A 20,623-nucleotide genomic window follows, 5' to 3' on the forward strand; every position below is an offset into this window, starting at 1 on the left:
TTTTTAATACTTTAGGTGGGGAGTCAATTAACCTATTTATTCATAAGAGATTTTAAATATTTTTTGCTACTTTCATCCATCGGAAAATAGGAATCAGGCAAAAAATCGCGATGATTACGATCAAATTTAGATAGTTTTGGTAACCCAAAGCGTCCCCTAGTAGCCCGCTCAGGCTATAAAGCCCCCCGCTTATAGTAGCCATCAAGGCGACCTGAAAGGTGAAATCGGTCCCTGCCAGATGCTTGCGACTGTATTGCATCACCAAGGTCAGCATAACGACTAAGAGCATGGCCGATATCATATCCTCGGCAGCATTAATAAGATAAATGATCCAGTTTGCTACTTTGTTTTGGGCTTCATACTGTGCGGCCAGCCAGGCATAAGCGATTAGACTAAATATTTTCAGAATAGAGAAAATCATTAAACTCCAGCTGCGCGACCAGTATTTCAAACACCAGCCTGCTAGCCCTGCGCCAATTAACGCTGCAAAAGCACCGAGCATGGTGACATAAATACCAATCTGACTAAAACTCAGTCCCAAATCGACCATCAAAGGCTTTAATAAGGGCCCAGACAGACCATCCGCCACTTTAAGGGTCAGTAAAACCAGCAGCCATGTCGCCAAGGTAGAATCAGCTAAGAAATATTGAAAATAAGCTTTGATTCTAGTCCGAGCAGGTAATTTTTCAGATGATGAAGAAATCATCTTTTGATGATCTGGTTCTTTAAACCATAACACCGGTAAAGTATTCAGAAAGACCAGAGCTGCCAGTAGCAAAAAGGTCATCTGCCATTGCAAAAAGTCGAGTAACCACAGGATTGCCCCGCCTCCAACAATAAAGCCCAAGCGTGAGCCAATCACCTGAAAGGTATTACCCCATTGTTGCTGTTCATTTTTCAGAATATTGACTGCCAGTCCATCCGTAGCAATATCCTGAGTAGCACCGATCCCATTCATCACTAACAACGTGATAAAAAAGATCACCAGATACAGGGGCTGGTTTAAGGCTTGGATCGGCAAGAAGGACAGCCCAATCAGTACAGCGACAGAAAGCCATTGCAAAGGAATAATCCAGCTTCGATAATGACCTCTAGCTTTTGATCCATGTCGATCAACTAAAGGTGCCCAGAAGATTTTTATCGACCATGGCAGCATGAGTAGGCCAAAGCCACCAATATGTGCCAGAGATACGCCTTCAGCCCGCAGAATGACCGGCAAGGCATGGGTCATAAACCCGACCGGAAGCCCCTGTGCCCAATATAGGGAAAACAATAAAATATAAGTATTCCGCATATTCAGCGCAGGTCCTTAAGGTAAAAATGCTAAAAGCATCCATCATCGCTATACATTTTGCCAATGATCCGGATTTTACAACAGTCTAATATGATAAAAAATAAAGAAAAATAAGTTTCAGGATGAGACATCGATGAGTACAACACGTTTCCCCAAACTTCCTCCCCTAGTTCCTTCTCGCGGAGGTAAATTGAGCCAAACCCTGTTTAAACAGCTATTTCTGGCTCAGGGCTGGCAGCTCAAAGGCGAGTTCCCTAACCTGCCTAAAGCAGTAGCGATTATTTCTCCGCATACCTCGAATATCGATGCCTGGCTAGGTTTTAATGCCCTACTTGGTTTGGGTATTCAGATTACGATTTTTGGTAAAGACAGCCTGTTTCGTACTCCACTTAAACCCATTCTGGAATGGATCGGTGTAGTTCCTGTAGTACGCGATACACCGCAAGGTCACACCCGACAAATTGTTGACGTGATTAATAAGACAGACCGGATCTGGGTAGGTATGGCACCGGAAGGTTCTCGCAAGGCGCCAGAAAAAATCCGCAGTGGTTTTTATCATATTGCCAAGGCAGCCAATTTGCCGATTGTGATGTTTTCCTTTGACTATGACATCAAGACCATTCATATCCTCGGTGTATATCACCTGACAGGTGATTATGAATATGATCTGGAACAGATCTATAAGCATTATGAAGGTAAATTTTCGGCCAAAAATCCGGATTGGGTCGCCAAGCCGTTACAAAAGCTTTTGAAAAAAGACTAGGCAAAACTGGCTTTTTTTGATGTGATAGCCTGAATTTTGTTGATTTAATCGCCAGTTTTTTATAATGAAATTAGCTCGTTATGCTCTGATTGGCTGCTTAGGTTTAAGCCTTGCAGCATGTGATAAAGCTACTAAAACACCGACTACACCTACTCCTCTCCAGGCTCGTGAACCTGTGGTGGCTATTGCGCTCGGTGGTGGTGGTGCCAAAGGCTTTGCCCATATCGGGGTACTCAAAGTTCTCGAATCGCATGGCATCAAACCGAAGATTGTTACTGGAACCAGTGCCGGAAGCTTCGTGGGTAGCCTGTATGCCAGCGGCAAATCTCCTTATCAGTTGCAGCAAATTGCCCTGAACTTTAAGGAATCTGATATTCGTGATTTAACCTTGAACCGTCAAGGGATTATTGCCGGACAAAAACTTCAGGATTTCGTCAATAAAAATGTAGCAAATAAACCGATTGAACAGTTCCCGATTCGCTTCGCGGCAGTGGCAACCCGCCTGGACAATGGCCGTAAAGCTGACTTTATCAAAGGCAATGCCGGACAAGCCGTGCGTGCCTCTTGCAGTATTCCGAATGTCTTTGTACCCGCTGTAATTGGCGGTACAAAATATGTCGATGGCGGTCTGGTTAGTCCAATTCCAGTAAAAACGGCCAAAGATATGGGAGCTGATATTGTTATTGCCGTAGATATATCTGCACGTCCGGGCAGCAATAAAGCGCTCAACATGTGGGGCGTATTGGACCAGACGATTAATATCATGGGTCAGCAAAGCATCAATGAAGAACTCAGTCAGGCCAATATTGTAATCCAGCCTAAAGTAGGCCATATCGGTACGCTAGATTTAAAAGCCAGCAATGAGACCATTCTTGAAGGTGAAAAAGCTGCGCAACTGAAAATCCGCTCAATTGAAAAAGCCATCAGTGATTTTAGGCAGTCTCCGGCTGCATTCAAGCCTGCACGACCGGCAAAATTTTAATCAGAAATTTTTTATATTCATCTGCTGCAGCATCTGCTACATTGGAAGTAAATCATATAAAGATGATGATTAATTAAATACTTAGCAATATAGGTCACGATATGGAATTAGTTCTTGAACCTTGGCACTGGTTTGTATTGGGAATACTTCTTATTCTGTCAGAATTACTCCTGCCCGCTTTTGCTGCCCTCTGGTTCGGGATTGGTGCCATTATGGTCGGCATTCTGTACTGGATGTTCCCGATGATGGGACTGACCACCCAGATCCTGACCTGGATCATCCTGTCTGTTCTTTGTACCTTGCTCTGGTTCAAGTTTATCAAGCCGCTTTCTATCGACAAGACCAAAGCCGGCTTGTCGCGTGAGGCCACTATTGGCCAAATTGGCATGGTGATTCAGACCGATCTTGAACAGGATCAGATTCGGGTTCGTTTTCCGCTACCGGTTCTAGGCTCGGATGAATGGGATTGCCGTGCTCTGGATAAAGTCCAAGTCGGAGATCGTGTCCGTGTTGTCGATATTCTGGGAAATGACCTGGTTGTACAGCCCCACAGCACTCAATATCAAAACGAAAAAGGTGAATAAATTATGTCTGCTGGCACTATCATTGTTATTGCGTTCTTGGCCTTTGTTGCGATTACCATTTTTAAAGGTGTACGAATTGTTCCACAAGGCTATAAGTGGATCGTGCAACGTCTGGGTAAATACCACACCACACTCAATCCTGGCCTGAATTTTGTCATTCCTTATGTAGATGAAGTGGCTTATAAAGTCACCACTAAAGATATCGTCCTGGATATTCCTTCGCAGGAAGTAATTACCCGTGATAACGCCGTCTTGCTGATGAATGCGGTAGCTTATATCAACCTGACAACTCCTGAAAAAGCGGTGTACGGGATTGAGAACTACTCATGGGCAATTCAGAACCTGGTACAAACTTCGCTACGTTCAATCGTGGGTGAAATGGATCTGGATGATGCCTTATCTTCGCGTGATCATATCAAGGCACGTTTAAAGTCCAGCATTTCTGATGATATTTCAGACTGGGGAATCACCTTAAAGACGGTTGAAATCCAGGATATCAAACCTTCTGTAACCATGCAGACGGCGATGGAAGAACAGGCAGCGGCAGAGCGTCAACGTCGTGCAACCGTCACTAAAGCGGATGGTGAAAAACAGGCCGCTATTCTGGAAGCTGATGGTCGTCTGGAAGCGTCACGTCGTGATGCAGAAGCACAAGTCGTACTGGCAGAATCTTCACAGCGTGCGATTGATATGGTGAGTCAGGCAATTGGCGATAAGGAAATTCCTGTGGCTTATCTGTTGGGTGAACAATATGTCAAAGCCATGCAGGATATGGCCAAGTCTCCAAATGCCAAGACTGTGGTCTTGCCTGCCGATGTGCTGAATACCATCCGCGGTGTGATGGGACGTCACTAAATTTCAGAGATACTTCACAATAGGCAGCCAATTGGTTGCCTATTTTCTTTCAAAATAAGAAAATCTCAGCAAAGATTGTGAATTTATGGTTAAATTTCGCGTTTATTTTTGAAATCCTCTGGATTCGATGTTGCCTGGCTTTCGGGTTAAAGTCTTTCGCATCTGTCATAATCCTTGTTTCGATCTACTGTCCAACTTAAAAATGGATACCGTATGAGCTCCCTAAATCCAACCTTAATTACCTTTCTTTTTTATATTGTCGGCATGGTCATGATTGGCCTGATGGCATACCGTGCGACAAACAACTTTTCTGATTACATCTTAGGGGGCCGACGTTTAGGTAGTTTCGTAACTGCACTTTCTGCAGGGGCTTCCGACATGAGTGGTTGGCTGCTGATGGGCTTGCCGGGTGCAATTTATCTTTCAGGCCTGTCTGAAATGTGGATTGCGATTGGTCTGATTATCGGTGCCTGGCTGAACTGGCTGCTGGTTGCGGGCCGTTTACGGGTCCATACCGAAGTCCAGCACAATGCCCTGACCCTACCGGACTATTTCTCGAACCGCTTTAACGATCAGAAAAAAGTGCTGCGTGTGGTTTCTGCATTTGTCATTCTGATTTTCTTTGCGATTTACTGTGCGTCGGGCATGGTGGCAGGTGCGCGTCTATTCGAAAGCATGTTCGACATGTCTTATAGTACGGCACTCTGGATCAGTGCGATTGCAACCATCAGTTACGTGTTTATTGGTGGCTTTCTGGCAGTCAGCTGGACGGATACCATTCAGGCCACCCTGATGATCTTCGCCCTACTCCTTACGCCAATCGTAACCATTCTGACTTTTTCAGATATGTCCCAAGTTACGCTCGCTTTGGAAGCGGCACGTCCACAGGCCATGAACTTGGTCGGTGATCTGAGTACCATCGCAATCCTGTCCCTAATGGCATGGGGTTTGGGTTATTTTGGTCAGCCGCATATTTTAGTGCGTTTCATGGCAGCCGATTCAGTGAAGTCGATTCCGAATGCACGCCGTATCGGGATGACCTGGATGACACTTTGTTTGGGTGGTGCAGTGGCCGCAGGTTTCTTTGGTATTGCCTATTTTCAGCAACATCCGGAACTCGCTGCTGTGGTGAATGCCAATCCTGAAACCGTGTTTATGGAACTGACTAAAATCCTGTTCAATCCATGGATTGCCGGTGTGGTTCTGGCGGCAATTTTGGCCGCGGTGATGAGTACGCTTAGCTGTCAGTTACTGGTGTGTTCAAGTACCTTGACTGAAGATTTTTATAAATCCTTCCTGCGTAAAAATGCCTCACAAAAAGAGCTGGTTTGGGTCGGTCGTTTGATGGTACTTCTCATTGCTTTACTGGCGATCTGGATGGCTGGTAATCCTGAATCTAAAGTACTGGGGCTGGTGGCGTATGCCTGGGCTGGTTTTGGCGCTGCTTTTGGTCCACTGATTATTCTGTCTCTGTTCTGGAAACGTATGACCTTGAATGGCGCTTTGGCAGGCATGATCGTTGGTGCATGTATGGTGATTCTGTGGAAGAATACTATTGGCGGAACAGGTCTTGGCTTTATTCCAGCCGGCATCTATGAAATTATTCCAGGCTTTATCTGTTCATGGATTGCGATTGTGGTTGTGAGTCTATTAGGCAAAGCGCCAACAGCTGAAATTACGACACGCTTTGAACAGGCAGAACGTCTGTATAACGAAAGCAAATAATTCAATTAAAACAAAAAGAGGACTTTAAGTCCTCTTTTTTATGCTCGTTTTAAGCTAATTTCAGGAAGATTAGTTTATTCAAATCAGCTTTTACGTGTTAGCAGAAACTGGGTAATCTGCATCAGTTCATCAGCTTGACCTTCAAAATGATTCAGTGCAGTCATCGCCTGATCATGTAACTGCTGTGCATAGGCCTGGGCTTTCTCTAAACCCATTAATGCCGGATAAGTTGACTTCTCCACCTGTTCGTCTTTGCCCGCGGTTTTACCCAGCACTTCAGTATCAGAAATAATATCCAGAATATCGTCCTGTACCTGGAAAGCCAGGCCAATGGCTTGACCGAATTCACGCAGTTTTGGAATGGCCAGATCAGTCCCTTCAAAAATGGTTACCGCTGCCATCATAATCGCTGCACTGATCAAGGCACCGGTTTTATTTCGGTGAATCGTCTCCAGTGCTTCCTGATCAATTTTTTTCCCTTCGGCCTGTAAATCCAGTACCTGACCATTGACCATTTTCGAGGAAGCAGTCGCCAGAATCTGCATCTGCTTCAAGACAATCGCTGGCTCTACTGCAGGCCCCTGATCAAACAGACGACTTCCCAGAATTTCAAATGCCATAGATTGCAAAATATCACCCGCCAAAAGAGCCGTATCTTCACCAAAAGCAGCATGACAGGTTGGCTGACCACGACGTAACAAGTCATTGTCCATACATGGCAGGTCATCATGGGCTAGCGAATAGCAATGAATAAACTCGATCGCAACTGCGGCACGGCGTACCGCAGCATTATTCTGATTTGGTTTTAATGCGGCAGTGGCATAACAGAGTGCTGGACGTATCCGCTTTCCTCCTAGCATTACGGCATGATGTACTGCCGACTTTAACGGTTCCGGAATGGAAAAGGCTTCCAAAGCAGTCAGTAAATCGTGTTGAATCCGTTGTTGTGCTTGAGTTAGTGCATGGGTTGATACGTCAGTGATAGATGACACATTCGCCTCGAATACGTAGCCAGAATAATAAAATGACAGTTTATAAGTGCCTGTCTGTTATCAGGCATTGTACCTAGAATTGCTTTGAATTTTCAGTCTTAAATCCAAATGTTGTTTCATAATTCTGTATTGAGACTGAAAATTTGAGGTAGAAAATCTGCATCAATAAAAAACCACCAGAGAACTGATGGTTTTACTTAGGCTAATTTTCTCAAGTAATAATTTTAAGAGAAAACATCTTCAGGAACACGTACCCAACCTTCCATTAGCACACGAGCACTACGACTCATAATGGCTTTTTTCACTTTCCATTCCCCATTTTCCTGCACTGCTTGCGCACCCACTCTTAAGGTACCGGAAGGATGACCAAAGCGAACTGATTCACGCTCCCCGCCACCTGCAACACGATTGACCAAGGTTCCCGGAATCGCTGCCGCTGTCCCAATCGCTACAGCCGCTGTCCCCATCATGGCATGATGCAACTTACCCATCGATAAGGCACGGACCAGAATATCGCTATCTGCTTCAGTGACTTCCTTACCACTAGAGGATGTATAAGTCTTTGGCTGAGCCACAAAGGCGATCTTTGGCGTATGCTGACGTGTAACAGCTTCACTAATGTCCTGAATCAGACCCATCTGTTGAGCAGCATAGGCTCGGATAGTTTCAAACTTCACCAAGGCAGCTGCATCATTATTGATATGGTCCTGTAACTCGGTACCGTTATAGCCTAGATCTTCTGCCTTTAAGAAAACTGTCGGGATCCCGGCATTAATCATCGTCACTTCAAAGCTGCCAATATTCGGTACTTCCAGCGTATCGGTTAAATTTCCGGTCGGAAACATTGAACCGCCCTCGGCATCATCATCGGCAGGATCCAGAAATTCAATCTGTACTTCGGCTGCTGGGAAAGTTACGCCATCCAGCTCAAAATCGCCTAGTTCCTGAACCTGACCATTCTGCATCGGTACATGGGCAATAATGGTTTTCTGAATATTCGCCTGCCAGATTCGCACCGTACACAACCCATTTTCAGGAATACGTGCAGGATTGACCAGACCATTGGAAATCGCAAATGCCCCAACTGCAGCAGTCAGATTGCCACAATTACCACTCCAGTCTACAAAAGGTCGATCAATAGATACCTGTCCAAACAGATAATCCACATCATGATTTTCCTGCTGGCTTTTAGACAAAATCACGGTTTTGCTGGTACTTGAACTGGCACCGCCCATACCATCAATCTGTTTGCCATATGGATCCGGGCTGCCGATCACTCTTAATAATAGCTGATCCCGAATTCGACCTGCCTGCTGTGCAGCAACAGGTAAATCGTCCAGTTTAAAGAACACCCCTTTACTGGTGCCTCCGCGCATGTAAGTGGCTGGGATTTTGATTTGGGCAGCGAAACTCATGAATACTTTCTTCCTCTGGCTTGTCTTTATTCTGATCAAAATTATTGAATATTTGTGAGACGAGTATAATCGGTTTAAAGCCAAGTAGCTGCCTTGCCCGACCTAAGTATAAAAAAACAGCATTTGTGTCGAGTTAAAAAAACAGCAAACTCATCAGTTACATTTTCAATAAAATTAATATATTGATTCACATATCTTTTATTCTATTTATTTTTATAATTTTTTTTTATAAATACGATAATAATATTTCATCCAGACGGGCGCTCTAGGCTTCTTATCTTTGTTCCATTACAATCTTTATACCTATTTCTTACATTGTCGGGCTGAACACTTTGAATAACGAGTCTTCACAACTTCAGCGTGGCTTAAAGAACCGTCATATTCAGTTGATCGCCATGGGCGGTGCAATTGGCACAGGCTTATTCTTAGGTTCCGCACAGGTGATCCAATCTGCGGGTCCTTCTATTATTCTTGGCTATGCCATTGGTGGCTTAATTGCATTCTTAATCATGCGTCAATTGGGTGAGATGATTGTTCATGAACCTGTAGCAGGTTCATTCAGCCATTTTGCTTATAAATATTGGGGTAAATTCCCTGGTTTCCTTGCGGGTTGGAACTACTGGATCTTATATATCCTGGTAGCCATGACCGAGCTCACCGCCGTTGCAAAATATATTAATTACTGGTGGCCTCATATTCCTGCCTGGACCTCAGTCCTGTTTTTCTTCATCGTAATTACGCTGGTCAATCTCGGCAATGTGAAATTTTACGGTGAATCAGAATTCTGGCTATCCATTGTAAAAGTGACTGCAGTCATTTCCATGATTGTCTTTGGTCTCTATCTGATCCTGACCGCTGATGCATCTTCAGGGGCTTCTTTCAGTAACCTTTGGACAGCGGGCGGCTTCTTCCCGAATGGTTTCGAAGGTCTATTCTATATGCTGGCCTTCCTGATGTTTGCCTTCGGTGGGATTGAACTGATCGGGATGGCAGCAGCAGAAGCTGAAAATCCAGAAAAAACCATTCCAAAAGCGATTAATCAGGTCGTATTCCGTATTCTAGTGTTCTATGTAGGTGCATTGACGATTCTGTTGTCTTTGGTACCTTGGAACCAGTTAGAGCTTGGCGGTCTGGATAAAAGCCCGTTTGTAATGATCTTTAGCCAATTGGGGATTGACTGGGCAGCACATCTGCTGAACTTCATCATCCTGACAGCTGCACTTTCTGTTTATAACAGTGGTATGTATGCCAATAGCCGTATGCTCTATGGTCTGGCACAGCAAGGTAATGCCCCTAAAATCTTTAAGACTGTGAACAAACAAGGCGTTCCAATTCCTGCAGTTCTGTTCTCTGCCCTGCTGATTTTCGGCTGTGTACTTCTAAACTACTTTGTTCCTGAAGATGCCTTAAGTCACCTGATTTATGTAGTGGTAGGTGCACTGGTACTGAACTGGGCCATGATTAGCTTGACCCACTTCAAGTTTATGCAAAGCATGAAGCAGTTAGGACAAAAGACCAGTTTCCCTGCATTGTGGTCACCTGCAAGTAATATTCTGGTTTTAGCTTTCATTGCAACCATTCTTTACATCATGTGGACACAAGGCTTTAAAGAATCAGTACTGATGCTTCCGATCTGGGTAGTGATCATGTTTATTCTGTTTAAGGCACTGCGCCCTAAGAATTAATCAAAAAATCTTTTAATCGATGATTTTTAAAGTTATTGCTTCGGCAATAACTTTTTTTTTGCGTTTTTTACAGTACAATAGCCTTCTTTTCGCGCCCTTAGCTTAACTGGATAGAGCAGTTGCCTCCTAAGCGACCGACGTGGGTTCGAGTCCCGCAGGGCGCACCATCCTTTCAAAATGTGATCTATACTTCAAAAAATTAGCGTTAATCTTCATATTTTTAGAATATTTTTTATACAAAAAATCATTTTTTCTCCATTATTTTATTTCTTTTACTTTCAAATACTTATTTTAAAATACAGCTATTTTTTGGTGTAAAAACTCTATTTTGATGCTTTTTTAGACTAATTAGTTTTTTCTAGAGCATTTACTCTTATTTTAATTGTGCTATTTTTGTCACATGGAGTAACAAATGATTGCGGATAAATACCCGAAATCTCCAAGAATTTAATAAGTGCAAACAACAACGCTAGATATAAATTTGTACCTCAAGGAAAGACGTAAATGAAATTAAAAACATTAACTACTGCAATGATTCTTGCAACTGTGCCTATGACAGGTGCATTTGCTGCGGCAATGGACCGTTCAGGCCAATCTATTGCAGCCTTCCTGCAACCGGGTAATTACTTTGAAGCAGGTATCTCTGTATTAGATCCTTCTGTATCAGGTACTACAGCTAATACCCCACTAACATTAGGCCCTGGTGCAAATCAGGCTACAGGTGACATGGCTAGTGATTATTACTTCCCATCAGCTGCATTAAAATTCCAAGTTACTGATAATTTTTCTTTTGGTCTTCTGTATGATCGCCCTTTTGGTGCTGAGGCAGAGTATTCAGCACCTAATGCTGGTCTCACAGCATTTTCTTATTTAGGTGAAGGTACTTCAGCAGAAGTTAAAACAGAGAACTTAACCTTCTTATTGGGTTTCCAACCAAATGAAAACTGGAATTTTTATGCTGGCCCAGTTTATCAAGAAGCTCAAGGTGAAGTACATTTAAGAGGAACAGCTTATAGTGCTTTAGGTGGTGTCCCCCTCGCCACGTTCCCAGGCATGGTTTATGATGCCAACATGAAAAAAGACTCTGAAATTGGTTGGATTGCAGGTTTAGCTTATCAAATTCCAGAAATTGCTCTTAAAGCATCTTTAACTTATCGTTCGGAAATTGAGCATCAATTAACTTCTACAGAAACTCTAGGTGGAAATCCAGTTGGTGCTGTAACAGGTATGTTAGGTGGCACCCCTACTACTGGTAAAACTGATGTAACTACTCCCCAGTCTGTTAACCTTGATCTTCAGTCAGGTATCATGGCTGATACAGTCGCATTCTTAAATGTCCGTTGGGTAGACTGGTCTGACTTTGCAATTCGTCCTCATGATTTTGGACAACTTCTTGATACCTTAGGAGCTTCTGGTATTCCTGGTACTTCTCCAGCTCTTATTGGTGGTAATTTAGTTGAATATAATGAAGAACAATGGTCAGCTACCGCAGGGGTAGGTCGTAAGTTTAACGAAAAATGGGCTGGTAACGTTTCTGTAGGTTGGGACTCAGGCGCGGGTAATCCTGTAACTACGCTTGGCCCAACTGAAGGTTACTGGAACGTTGGCCTAGGTCTTCAATTCTCTCCAGCTCCAAATTACTTTATTGCTGGCGGTGTGAAATACTTCTGGTTGGGTGATGCAACAGCTTTAACAGTAGCTAATCCAAATGTTGGTGAATTTGAAGATAACCACGCTATTGGTTATGGTCTAAAAATGGGTTATCGCTTCTAAGTTATAACTTCATATAAAAAACCACCTTCGGGTGGTTTTTTATTGTCTCATTCTATTTTTATACACTTGCATATTATTCGATTATTTTACCATCAATTAAAATTGATAATTTTTTAGTTCTTTTACACTATTTTAAATATTTTAAAATCCATATTTTTCAAAAACTTAAATTCAAAAATATAGTATAAATACTCTAAGCAAGCCCTTTCCTTAACCGCTTTAGTTCATTTCTTCGGCAAAGCTGAGCATTTACTCTTTTTAAAATTGTGTTACTTTTCCACAACTTTTATTAATATTTATGCAACATTGTCAAGGATGAGCCATGAAGCTTAAGCCAATTTCTATCGCTATTCTTCTTTCTAGCCTGCCGACTTCTCTCGTATTCGCCGCTGGTTTAGATCGTTCAGGTCAGTCTATTCAGGCTTTTTTACAACCTGGAAACTATGCAGAAGCAGGAATTTCTGTTCTTGATCCAACTGTGAAAGGGAAATCTAAAGTATCTGATTTTGAAGGTGAAAAAATTAGCGACATGGGGGAAGACTACTATTTCCCCTCTGCTGCAATTAAAGTTCAAGCAACAGACAAAATTTCTTTAGGCTTGATCTATGATCAACCTTTTGGTGCTGATGCAGCCTACGGTACTGAAACCCAAAGTTTTTCTGAAACTCATCCTTTAAACAAGATCACAGAAGGCACTTCCGTAGAAGTAGATACGCACAATGTAACTGCTTTAATTGGTTACCAGCCAACAGAAAACTGGAATATTTATGCAGGCCCAGTATGGCAAACTGTGGAAGCGAATATCAAATTGCGCGGTGCAGCGTATAAAAATACAGGTTACAACATTAAAGTAGACACTGAAGAGGCTTATGGTTGGCTCGCTGGTTTTGCCTATCAAATTCCAGAAATTGCGTTAAAAGCATCGATTACCTATCGTTCTGAAATTTCACATGATGCTAAATCTACTGAAACATCTAACTTGGCGCTTGCAGCAATGCAAATGCCTGATGAAGATCCACTTAAAGCAATATATGCAACTAAAGGCTTTAGACAAAGCACGGTTAATGCTACAACCCCTCAATCTGTAAATTTAGACTTACAAACAGGTATCGCAGCCAATACCGTTGCATTTGCCAATGTCCGTTGGGTTCACTGGGATCAATTTACAGTCAGCCCAGAGATGTTAGGTGAACTAGGACAAGACTTAATCAGTTATAGCGATGATCAATGGTCAGCAACTGTAGGCATTGGTCGTAAACTTAATGCAAAATGGTCTGGCTCAGCTTCTGTGGGTTATGATTCTGGTGCCGGAAACCCTGTCACGACTCTTGGCCCAACTGAAGGCTACTGGAATATTGGTTTAGGTGCACAATTTAGCCCTGCGGAAAACTACTTCATTCAAGGTGGGGTGAAATATTTCTGGTTAGGCGATGCAACAGCACGTACAGGAATAACCGATGTTGCTGATTTTAAAGACAACCATGCACTCGGTTATGGCATGAAAATCGGTTACCGTTTCTAAGCAATAAAGAGTTTTACTCTAATAAAAAAAGGCACCCTTTGGTGCCTTTTTTTATTTCAAACTTAAAAATTAAGCTGGAATATTACGTACTGATGCATTACGGATTGCTTCTTTCAATGCATCATAACCATGAATTGGCGGGAATTGCGGGAATTCTGCAATCACATTCTCTGGCGCATCGAACAGGAAGCCATGATCTGCTTCACCCAGCATTGTGGTATCGTTATATGAATCACCGGCTGCAATCACACGGAAATTCAGACCATGTAATGCTTTTACTGCCTGACGTTTCTGATCTGGCTGGCGAAGTTTATAAGCAGTGATCATGCCCTCTTCATCAGTTTCCAGCTTATGACAGAAAATCGTTGGCCAGCCTAGTTGCTTCATTAGAGGATGAGCAAATTCATAGAAAGTATCAGATAGAATAATCAGCTGAAAATGAGTACTTACCCATTCTACAAATTCTTTGGCGCCTTCAAATGGTCCCATATCCGCAATCACGGCCTGGATATCATTTAGACCCAAACCATGCTGTTTTAAAATATTCAAACGCTGGGTCATCAACACATCATAGTCAGGAATATCACGTGTCGTTGCTTCGAGCTCTTTAATACCTGTTTTTTTAGCAAAATTGATCCAGATTTCTGGAACCAAAACGCCTTCTAGATCTAGACATACGACTTCCATGAAGCATCCCCTCAGTTGTATTGAAAAAATTTTGCCCTATCATAGCTGAAGAAAAAGATTTTGCACTGTTCTTTTTTAAATCTGTTTTTTTCATAAGTATTTATTTTTTAGTGATAAGTAGCTTTGGGCATTTCTATTAAAATAGAATAAATCTGAAATAAATTCATATAGGCCACGTCATTTCCAAGCCTATGCCGCCAGGACTCATATGACCAAAATCCCCACTATTGCTATGGTAGATGCGCTCGCATCTGAATATGCAGATAAATCACCAAGTGAAATTTTAGCGCTTGCTCTCGACCAGGAAGGCGAAGTTGCCATTTCATTTTCTGGTGCAGAAGATGTTGTACTGATTGATATGGCATCTAATTTAGGTAAACCTTTCCGGGTATTTAGCCTGGATACAGGGCGTCTGCATGCTGAGACTTATCAATTTATTGAAAAAGTTCGCCAGCACTATAATATTGATATCGAAATCTGCTTCCCGGAAACAGAGGCTATTCAACAACTGACGACTGAAAAAGGCCTGTTCAGTTTCTACCGTGACGGCCATCAGGAATGTTGCGGAATCCGCAAGGTGCAACCTTTACGCAAAAAACTGGCAACTTTAGATGGCTGGATTACCGGTCAGCGTAAAGACCAAAGCCCGGGAACACGTAATGACATTCCGGTGGTTCAATCTGATGAAGGTTTTTCTGGCCCAGGTAAACAGCTAATTAAATATAATCCTCTTGCCAACTGGTCTAGCGCTGATGTGTGGAATTATATCCGCATGATGGAAATTCCATACAATCCACTGCATGAAAAAGGTTTTATTTCCATTGGCTGTGAACCTTGTACCCGTCCTGTGCTGCCAAATCAGCATGAACGTGAAGGTCGCTGGTGGTGGGAAGAAGCCACCCATAAAGAATGTGGCTTACATGCCGGCAACTTGAAAAAATAGTCTTAAAAAACCATCCGTTCGTCGGGTGGTTTTTTTGTGAACCAATCGGCTACAGAAAAATCAGTACCTTTATGCGACAAAATCGCTATACTTTGTAATGTGATACCAATAATTCTAACAAGGTTGCTTATACATGAGCAGCTGAAGAAAATGCAGTGAGGCAATCTACGCTATGCGTCCATTACATCCGATTGACTTTATTTTTTTGTCTTTAGAGAAACGGCAGCAGCCTATGCATGTAGGCGGGTTATTTTTGTTTCAAATTCCTGACAATGCACCAGCCTCTTTTATCCAGGATCTGGTGACTGATATTCGTAATTCCAAATCCTCACCAATTCCTCCATTTAATAACTATTTAAACGGTTTATTTTGGGATGAAGATGAAGAGTTTGATTTAGATCATCATTTTCGTCATATTGCCTTACCTAAACCTGGGCGTATCCGCGAGCTGCTGACTTATATTTCCCAAGAACACAGTGCACTAATTGACCGCGCTAAACCACTATGGACCTGTTATATTATTGAAGGCATTGAAGGCAATCGTTTTGCCATGTACTTCAAGATTCACCATGCGATGGTAGATGGTATTGCAGGCATGCGTCTGGTAGAAAAATCACTTTCTCATGATCCACATGCGAAAAGTATTGTGCCACCTTGGTGTGTAGAAGGCCCACGAGCAAAACGTCTGAAAGCGCCGAAAGTCAGCCGCATGAAGAATGTGCTACAGGCGATTAAAGGACAGCTGGAATGTACGCCACGAGTGGCTTATGAATTATCGCAAACCGTATTGAAAGATATGGGGCGTAATCCGGATTATGTGTCCAGCTTTCAGGCGCCAAGTTCAATTCTAAATCAGCGTGTCAGTGCCTCACGTCGTTTCGCAGCTCAATCTTTTGAGTTTTCGCGTCTGCGTCATATTTCTAAAGCTTTAGGTGTAACGATCAACGATATTGTACTGGCAATCTGTTCAGGTGCCTTACGCGAATATTTACTCACACAAAATGCCTTGCCGAAAAAACCATTGATTGCGATGGTGCCAGCTTCTGTACGTAGCGATGACTCCGATGTTTCTAACCGTATTACCATGATTCTGGCGAATCTGGGCACGCATAAGGATGATCCTTTGGAGCGTCTTAAAACGGTACGTCGCAGTGTACTCAGTGCCAAAGAGCGCTTTAAACGCATGAATGCTAATCAGATTCTGAACTATAGTGCCTTTGTCTATGGTCTTGCAGGCTTCAATATTGCATCTGGCTTAATGCCAAAACGTCAGGCATTTAACGTGATCATTTCCAATGTTCCTGGTCCTCAGGAACCTCTGTACTGGAATGGCGCACGTTTGGAAGCTTTATATCCGGCTTCAATTGTACTGGATGGACAAGCTCTGAATATCACGATGACCAGTTATATGGACAAGCTTGAAGTAGGTCTTACCGCTTGCCGTAATGCGCTACCCAAAATGCAGAACTTGCTGACTCATCTTGAAGAAGAAATTCAGCGCTTCGAACGGATTGTGGATGGTGAACCCGTCCCAAAGTTGAAAGCGGTCAGTTAGCCGCGGACGAATAAAATCTGGCAATGGACTGCTAAAAACTGTGTGAGCACTTTTGCCAATTATTTAGTAAAAAATAAAGGGGCATTTTAGGCCCCTTGATTATATTTTTTTTACAGTTTGAATGAAATTCATACAACCGCAATCTATTTTGATTTAATTAACTTTTAATAGTACGACATTGTTTCAATAACTGATGGCAAACAGAGCGAATCATAGAAGCTGTAATCTGAACTTCATTCCCGCGTTCATCCACAATATATCCTGCATGCACAGCCTTTGGTTCTAATACGTGTTTCAAGCTTTTATTGATTACAACTTTACTCATACTCATCATAGACTCCTTTTGCTAAGCCTAGAACTGGGAGAAAGGCTTTGGCTAATTTGATGTTTCTAGTATTGTAAATATCAGTAGAGTTGTAAAATTTCAGATGTAACAAGTGTTTAACGATATTCTGTTACAATTTCAGCTGAGAATGATATCGTATTGCTCTTGCGTGTATAAATTTTCGACCTGGAATTTAATTACACGATTAATAAAGTGTTCCAGATCCGCCACAGCCGGGGCTTCTGCAGTCAACAGCCGATCAATCACTGCCGGATGGGCAACCACAGTAAAGCCACTTTGTGATTCATAAGCGCGAGCATAGCGCAAGATTTCCCGAAAGATTTCGTAACACACTGATTCTGCTGTTTTCACATATCCACGTCCCTGACAGGTCGGACAGGACTCGCATAGCAAGTGTTCCAAAGACTCACGGGTACGCTTACGCGTCATCTCTACAAGCCCCAGTTCAGACACCTGGGTGATCTTGGTTTTGGCATGATCACGTTCCAACATTTTCACAAACTGGTTCATCACTTCTTCACGGTGCTGGGCTTCCTGCATGTCAATGAAGTCGATGATGATAATACCGCCCAGATTACGCAGACGCAGCTGACGTGCAATCACCTGTGTGGCTTCCATATTGGTTTTAAACACCGTATCTTCCAGCGAGCGACCGCCCACATAAGAACCGGTATTAACATCAATGGTGGTCATGGCTTCAGTCTGGTCAATCATCAGATAACCGCCAGACTTTAGTGCGACACGGGTTTGTAAAGCCTTTTGCAGATCTTCTTCGACATTGTACAAATCGAAAATTGGTCGCTCGCCCGGATAATGCAGTAAACGGTCTTTCATATTCGGCACGAACTCATCCACAAACTCTTTCAACTTGCCGTGAATTTCGCGTGAATCGATATAGATCTTTTCGGTTTCTTCATTAGCCAGGTCACGAATGACACGCTGTGGCAAAGGCAGCTCTTCAAAGATCAGTGAAGGCACTGCAATAACTTTTTGTTTGCGCTGGATGTATTCCCACAGTTTGGCTAAGTAAGCCATATCTTGGGCAATCGCCTCTTCTTCAATGCCATCGGCAGCAGTACGGACAATCACGGAACCTGGCAGCTTGTGTTCTGCCTGAATACGCTCAATGATCGAGCGTAAACGATTGCGTTCATCTTCGGATTCTATGCGCTGCGATACGCCAATATGATTGCCATATGGCATCAGAACTAAATAACGTGAAGGAATAGAAAGATCAGTAGACAGACGTGCGCCCTTGGTGCCGAGCATATCTTTCATCACCTGAACGGTAAGAATCAGACCCGGCTGCAACAGCTCGAATACATTCGGTGTTGGCTGGTTACGTGGCCAGACCATGTCATTGATATGCAAAAATGCCGTTCTGGACAGGCCGATATCGACAAAAGCGGCCTGCATGCCCGGCAAGACCCGGACCACTTTACCTTTATAGATATTCCCGACCAATCCGCGCTTGGCCGTACGCTCGACAAACAGTTCATTCACCGTGCCGTTTTCAATCAACGCCACCCGACACTCCATCGGTGTGACGTTAATCAACAACTCGTCAGACATAACAACACTCAAAACATTATAAGAATTCTTTTTCAGCAGTTAATTTAGTGCCTTAACCGTCTGCAATAACTGTACTGTTTCATATAGTGGCAACCCCACTACATTAGAATAACTACCTTCTATTCTTGGAATATAACGCGCTGCAATTCCCTGTATTGCATAGGCGCCTGCTTTCCCAAGCGGCTCACCTGTTGCCCAGTAACTTTCCATATCATGGCTATTTAGTGGCTGAAATTCAACCTGTGTACGGACTACTATACTGTATTTTTCTTCTTTTGTGCGGACGCACACCCCAGTATACACATCATGCCATCTTCCTGAAATTTTTTCCCACATTTCAAAGGCATGCTGTTTGGATTCAGGTTTCCCCAAAATCTCATTATTAACCCCTAAACTGGTATCCGCAGCAATAATAATGGCATCCGGATACAGCCTGGCCACCGCTTCCGCTTTGACTTGCGCCAGACGTTCGACATAGGCTGCAATGGACTCATTTTCCAGTACAGATTCGTCTACATCTGGGCTACAGATCTCAAAGCTCAGCCCGAGTTGCTGCAAAAGTTCACGGCGTCGAGGTGAGCTGGAAGCGAGGATTAAATGCGCCATTTTCTCAAAAAGTAATAAAGCACTGGCCATATGATGACACTAGTCAGCATGGGAATCCAATGTCGTGCAAATGAGAATTGTACGCCGGTCGAAATCTGGGCAAAGAAGATAATTATCAAATGTGCCAGAATCGCAATTGCCGTAATGACCCATAAATTACCAAAGGTCAGAATACGGCGCTCGCGGGTCAGGAAACGTGCTACAAAAGCAATGATGATAAAGCTGAGTGCATTGAGACCTAAGGGCGCATCGAGCAGTAAATCAATGAAGATCCCGGTGGCAAATGCAAACCAGATTCCGCACCAGGTCGGCTGACACAATACCCAGAACAGCATGACCATTAACATAAATAATGGACGCCATCCCGAAGTTTCGTAAGACAGTGGATAGACTGAGAGAACAGAAGCCACGATCACCGAAATGACAATGGCAAATAAAGGATCACGATGTGTTTTAGGTCGCATCTTAGCGATTGACATGCGGTTGCTCCATCGCTAATGAGTCAGAGAACAGCACGACGACATGATGACCACCCGCTAGTTGCGCGGCTGGAGTGACATCAATCTGAGCAAATTCCCCTGAATTATGCCGTTTCACGTTGGATACTGTTCCCACCAGATAACCCGCTGGAAAATGCTGTCCCAGACCTGAACTGTAAACTTTTTCACCAACTTTGATATTGGCGCTGGTCGGTACATATTCCATTTTTAGGCGTCCCAGATCCCCGGTTCCTGACACAATGGCACGCATACCGGTATGTTCCAGACGTACCGACAAGGAGTGTTCTTTATCAGAGAGTAGCATGACCCGGCTACTATGCGGATAGACATCAATAATCTGTCCCATAATCCCCATGTCATCCAGTACGGTCTGACCGACTTTCAGCTTGTTATTGGAACCACGGTTGATCACGATGATATGGCGCAACGGATCAGCATCGGTACCAATGACCTCAGCAATTTCCATACGTCCATCAAGAATCAGAGGGGTATCTAAAAGACCACGCAAACGGGTATTTTCTGCAGAAAGCTCTGCAATTTTTTGTAGGCGAACTTGCGCCTGCAACAGCTCAGCCCGCATCGCGGTGTTCTCACGACGCAGTTGTGCTTCAGATTTGGTTTGTTGATTCAGCCATTCTCGCGACAGTACCGGATAGCTGGCCACGGCATAAATGGGATTATAGGCCGCGTACAAGACATCCCTTGCAGGTTGAACAACATGTGGCATGCGCCAGTCAAAGAACAGCACCACCAGACATGTTATCAGTGCAATGATAAAAGAGCGAAAAGATGGCGGTTGTCGAGAAAACAGATGTGCTTGCACC

19 protein-coding genes and 1 tRNA gene are annotated in these 20,623 nt (G+C 43.4%); 11 read left to right on the forward strand and 9 right to left on the reverse strand.

Going from position 1 to position 20,623, the window contains the following annotated elements; all coding sequences use genetic code 11:
- Positions 1-52 precede the first annotated feature (52 nt).
- The gene (locus AC4MCD_RS10670; RefSeq protein WP_491876068.1) at positions 53-1,294 is read right to left on the reverse strand and encodes an MFS transporter; all 1,242 of its coding nucleotides are present in this window, start codon (positions 1,292-1,294) and stop codon (positions 53-55) included.
- 133 nt (positions 1,295-1,427) lie between these two features.
- Between AC4MCD_RS10670 and AC4MCD_RS10675 the strand changes: the two genes are divergently transcribed.
- The 5 genes from AC4MCD_RS10675 (at position 1,428) to putP (ending at position 6,203) form a co-directional block, all read left to right on the forward strand.
- Complete coding sequence (locus AC4MCD_RS10675; protein ID WP_180131566.1) at positions 1,428-2,057, forward strand: 1-acyl-sn-glycerol-3-phosphate acyltransferase; 630 nt, start codon at positions 1,428-1,430, stop codon at positions 2,055-2,057.
- A 64-nt stretch (positions 2,058-2,121) separates the two neighbouring features.
- Positions 2,122-3,039: a patatin-like phospholipase family protein gene (locus tag AC4MCD_RS10680; protein WP_491876069.1), complete on the forward strand. Its 918-nt coding sequence runs from the start codon at positions 2,122-2,124 to the stop codon at positions 3,037-3,039.
- 101 nt (positions 3,040-3,140) lie between these two features.
- Positions 3,141-3,623, forward strand: a complete 483-nt coding sequence (locus tag AC4MCD_RS10685) for an NfeD family protein (RefSeq protein ID WP_004783073.1) — start codon at positions 3,141-3,143, stop codon at positions 3,621-3,623.
- 3 nt (positions 3,624-3,626) lie between these two features.
- Entirely contained in the window at positions 3,627-4,478 is an 852-nt protein-coding gene (locus AC4MCD_RS10690; protein ID WP_005234507.1) for an SPFH domain-containing protein, read from the forward strand.
- A gap of 213 nt (positions 4,479-4,691) precedes the next feature.
- The gene (gene putP / locus AC4MCD_RS10695; protein WP_180033981.1) at positions 4,692-6,203 is read left to right on the forward strand and encodes a sodium/proline symporter PutP; all 1,512 of its coding nucleotides are present in this window, start codon (positions 4,692-4,694) and stop codon (positions 6,201-6,203) included.
- Positions 6,204-6,286: 83 nt separating this feature from the next.
- On the opposite strand, the gene AC4MCD_RS10700 is transcribed toward putP, so the two are convergent.
- Both AC4MCD_RS10700 and prpF read right to left on the reverse strand, forming a co-directional pair.
- On the reverse strand, positions 6,287-7,195 hold the full coding sequence (locus AC4MCD_RS10700) for a polyprenyl synthetase family protein (RefSeq protein WP_491876070.1): 909 nt from the start codon (positions 7,193-7,195) through the stop codon (positions 6,287-6,289).
- Between the two features lie 224 nt (positions 7,196-7,419).
- On the reverse strand, positions 7,420-8,610 hold the full coding sequence (gene prpF / locus AC4MCD_RS10705) for a 2-methylaconitate cis-trans isomerase PrpF (RefSeq protein WP_491876071.1): 1,191 nt from the start codon (positions 8,608-8,610) through the stop codon (positions 7,420-7,422).
- A gap of 332 nt (positions 8,611-8,942) precedes the next feature.
- Between prpF and AC4MCD_RS10710 the strand changes: the two genes are divergently transcribed.
- The 4 genes from AC4MCD_RS10710 to AC4MCD_RS10725 all read left to right on the forward strand — a co-directional run bounded on the left by AC4MCD_RS10710 (position 8,943) and on the right by AC4MCD_RS10725 (position 13,590).
- Positions 8,943-10,295: an amino acid permease gene (locus AC4MCD_RS10710; protein WP_004783078.1), complete on the forward strand. Its 1,353-nt coding sequence runs from the start codon at positions 8,943-8,945 to the stop codon at positions 10,293-10,295.
- 91 nt (positions 10,296-10,386) lie between these two features.
- Positions 10,387-10,462, forward strand: a tRNA-Arg gene (locus AC4MCD_RS10715).
- Between the two features lie 337 nt (positions 10,463-10,799).
- Positions 10,800-12,068, forward strand: a complete 1,269-nt coding sequence (locus AC4MCD_RS10720) for an OmpP1/FadL family transporter (protein WP_286410774.1) — start codon at positions 10,800-10,802, stop codon at positions 12,066-12,068.
- 322 nt (positions 12,069-12,390) lie between these two features.
- On the forward strand, positions 12,391-13,590 hold the full coding sequence (locus tag AC4MCD_RS10725; RefSeq protein WP_491876072.1) for an OmpP1/FadL family transporter: 1,200 nt from the start codon (positions 12,391-12,393) through the stop codon (positions 13,588-13,590).
- 69 nt (positions 13,591-13,659) lie between these two features.
- Here the strand turns inward: AC4MCD_RS10725 and thrH are convergent, their stop codons facing one another.
- Positions 13,660-14,277: a bifunctional phosphoserine phosphatase/homoserine phosphotransferase ThrH gene (gene thrH / locus AC4MCD_RS10730; RefSeq protein ID WP_125279669.1), complete on the reverse strand. Its 618-nt coding sequence runs from the start codon at positions 14,275-14,277 to the stop codon at positions 13,660-13,662.
- A gap of 208 nt (positions 14,278-14,485) precedes the next feature.
- Between thrH and AC4MCD_RS10735 the strand changes: the two genes are divergently transcribed.
- Together AC4MCD_RS10735 and AC4MCD_RS10740 are read left to right on the forward strand one after the other, a co-directional pair.
- Positions 14,486-15,220 (forward strand): phosphoadenylyl-sulfate reductase, encoded by a 735-nt coding sequence (locus tag AC4MCD_RS10735; protein WP_491876073.1) that lies wholly within the window; start codon positions 14,486-14,488, stop codon positions 15,218-15,220.
- Positions 15,221-15,392: 172 nt separating this feature from the next.
- Complete coding sequence (locus AC4MCD_RS10740) at positions 15,393-16,775, forward strand: WS/DGAT/MGAT family O-acyltransferase (RefSeq protein WP_491876074.1); 1,383 nt, start codon at positions 15,393-15,395, stop codon at positions 16,773-16,775.
- A 157-nt stretch (positions 16,776-16,932) separates the two neighbouring features.
- On the opposite strand, the gene AC4MCD_RS10745 is transcribed toward AC4MCD_RS10740, so the two are convergent.
- From AC4MCD_RS10745 to mreC, 5 genes are all read right to left on the reverse strand, one after another.
- Complete coding sequence (locus tag AC4MCD_RS10745) at positions 16,933-17,106, reverse strand: PA1571 family protein (protein WP_004783090.1); 174 nt, start codon at positions 17,104-17,106, stop codon at positions 16,933-16,935.
- A gap of 132 nt (positions 17,107-17,238) precedes the next feature.
- The gene (rng, locus tag AC4MCD_RS10750; RefSeq protein ID WP_005234484.1) at positions 17,239-18,693 is read right to left on the reverse strand and encodes a ribonuclease G; all 1,455 of its coding nucleotides are present in this window, start codon (positions 18,691-18,693) and stop codon (positions 17,239-17,241) included.
- Between the two features lie 39 nt (positions 18,694-18,732).
- Positions 18,733-19,299 carry a Maf family nucleotide pyrophosphatase gene (locus tag AC4MCD_RS10755; protein WP_491876075.1) on the reverse strand — a complete coding sequence of 189 codons (567 nt, stop codon included), beginning with the start codon at positions 19,297-19,299 and terminating at the stop codon, positions 18,733-18,735.
- Entirely contained in the window at positions 19,287-19,778 is a 492-nt protein-coding gene (gene mreD, locus AC4MCD_RS10760) for a rod shape-determining protein MreD (RefSeq protein WP_491876076.1), read from the reverse strand. The genes AC4MCD_RS10755 and mreD overlap by 13 nt, the downstream gene beginning before the upstream one ends.
- On the reverse strand, positions 19,765-20,622 hold the full coding sequence (gene mreC / locus AC4MCD_RS10765; protein WP_004783097.1) for a rod shape-determining protein MreC: 858 nt from the start codon (positions 20,620-20,622) through the stop codon (positions 19,765-19,767). The genes mreD and mreC overlap by 14 nt, the downstream gene beginning before the upstream one ends.
- Between the last annotated feature and the right edge of the window lies 1 nt (position 20,623).

Source organism: Acinetobacter sp. CAU_H_78, from assembly GCF_058599365.1.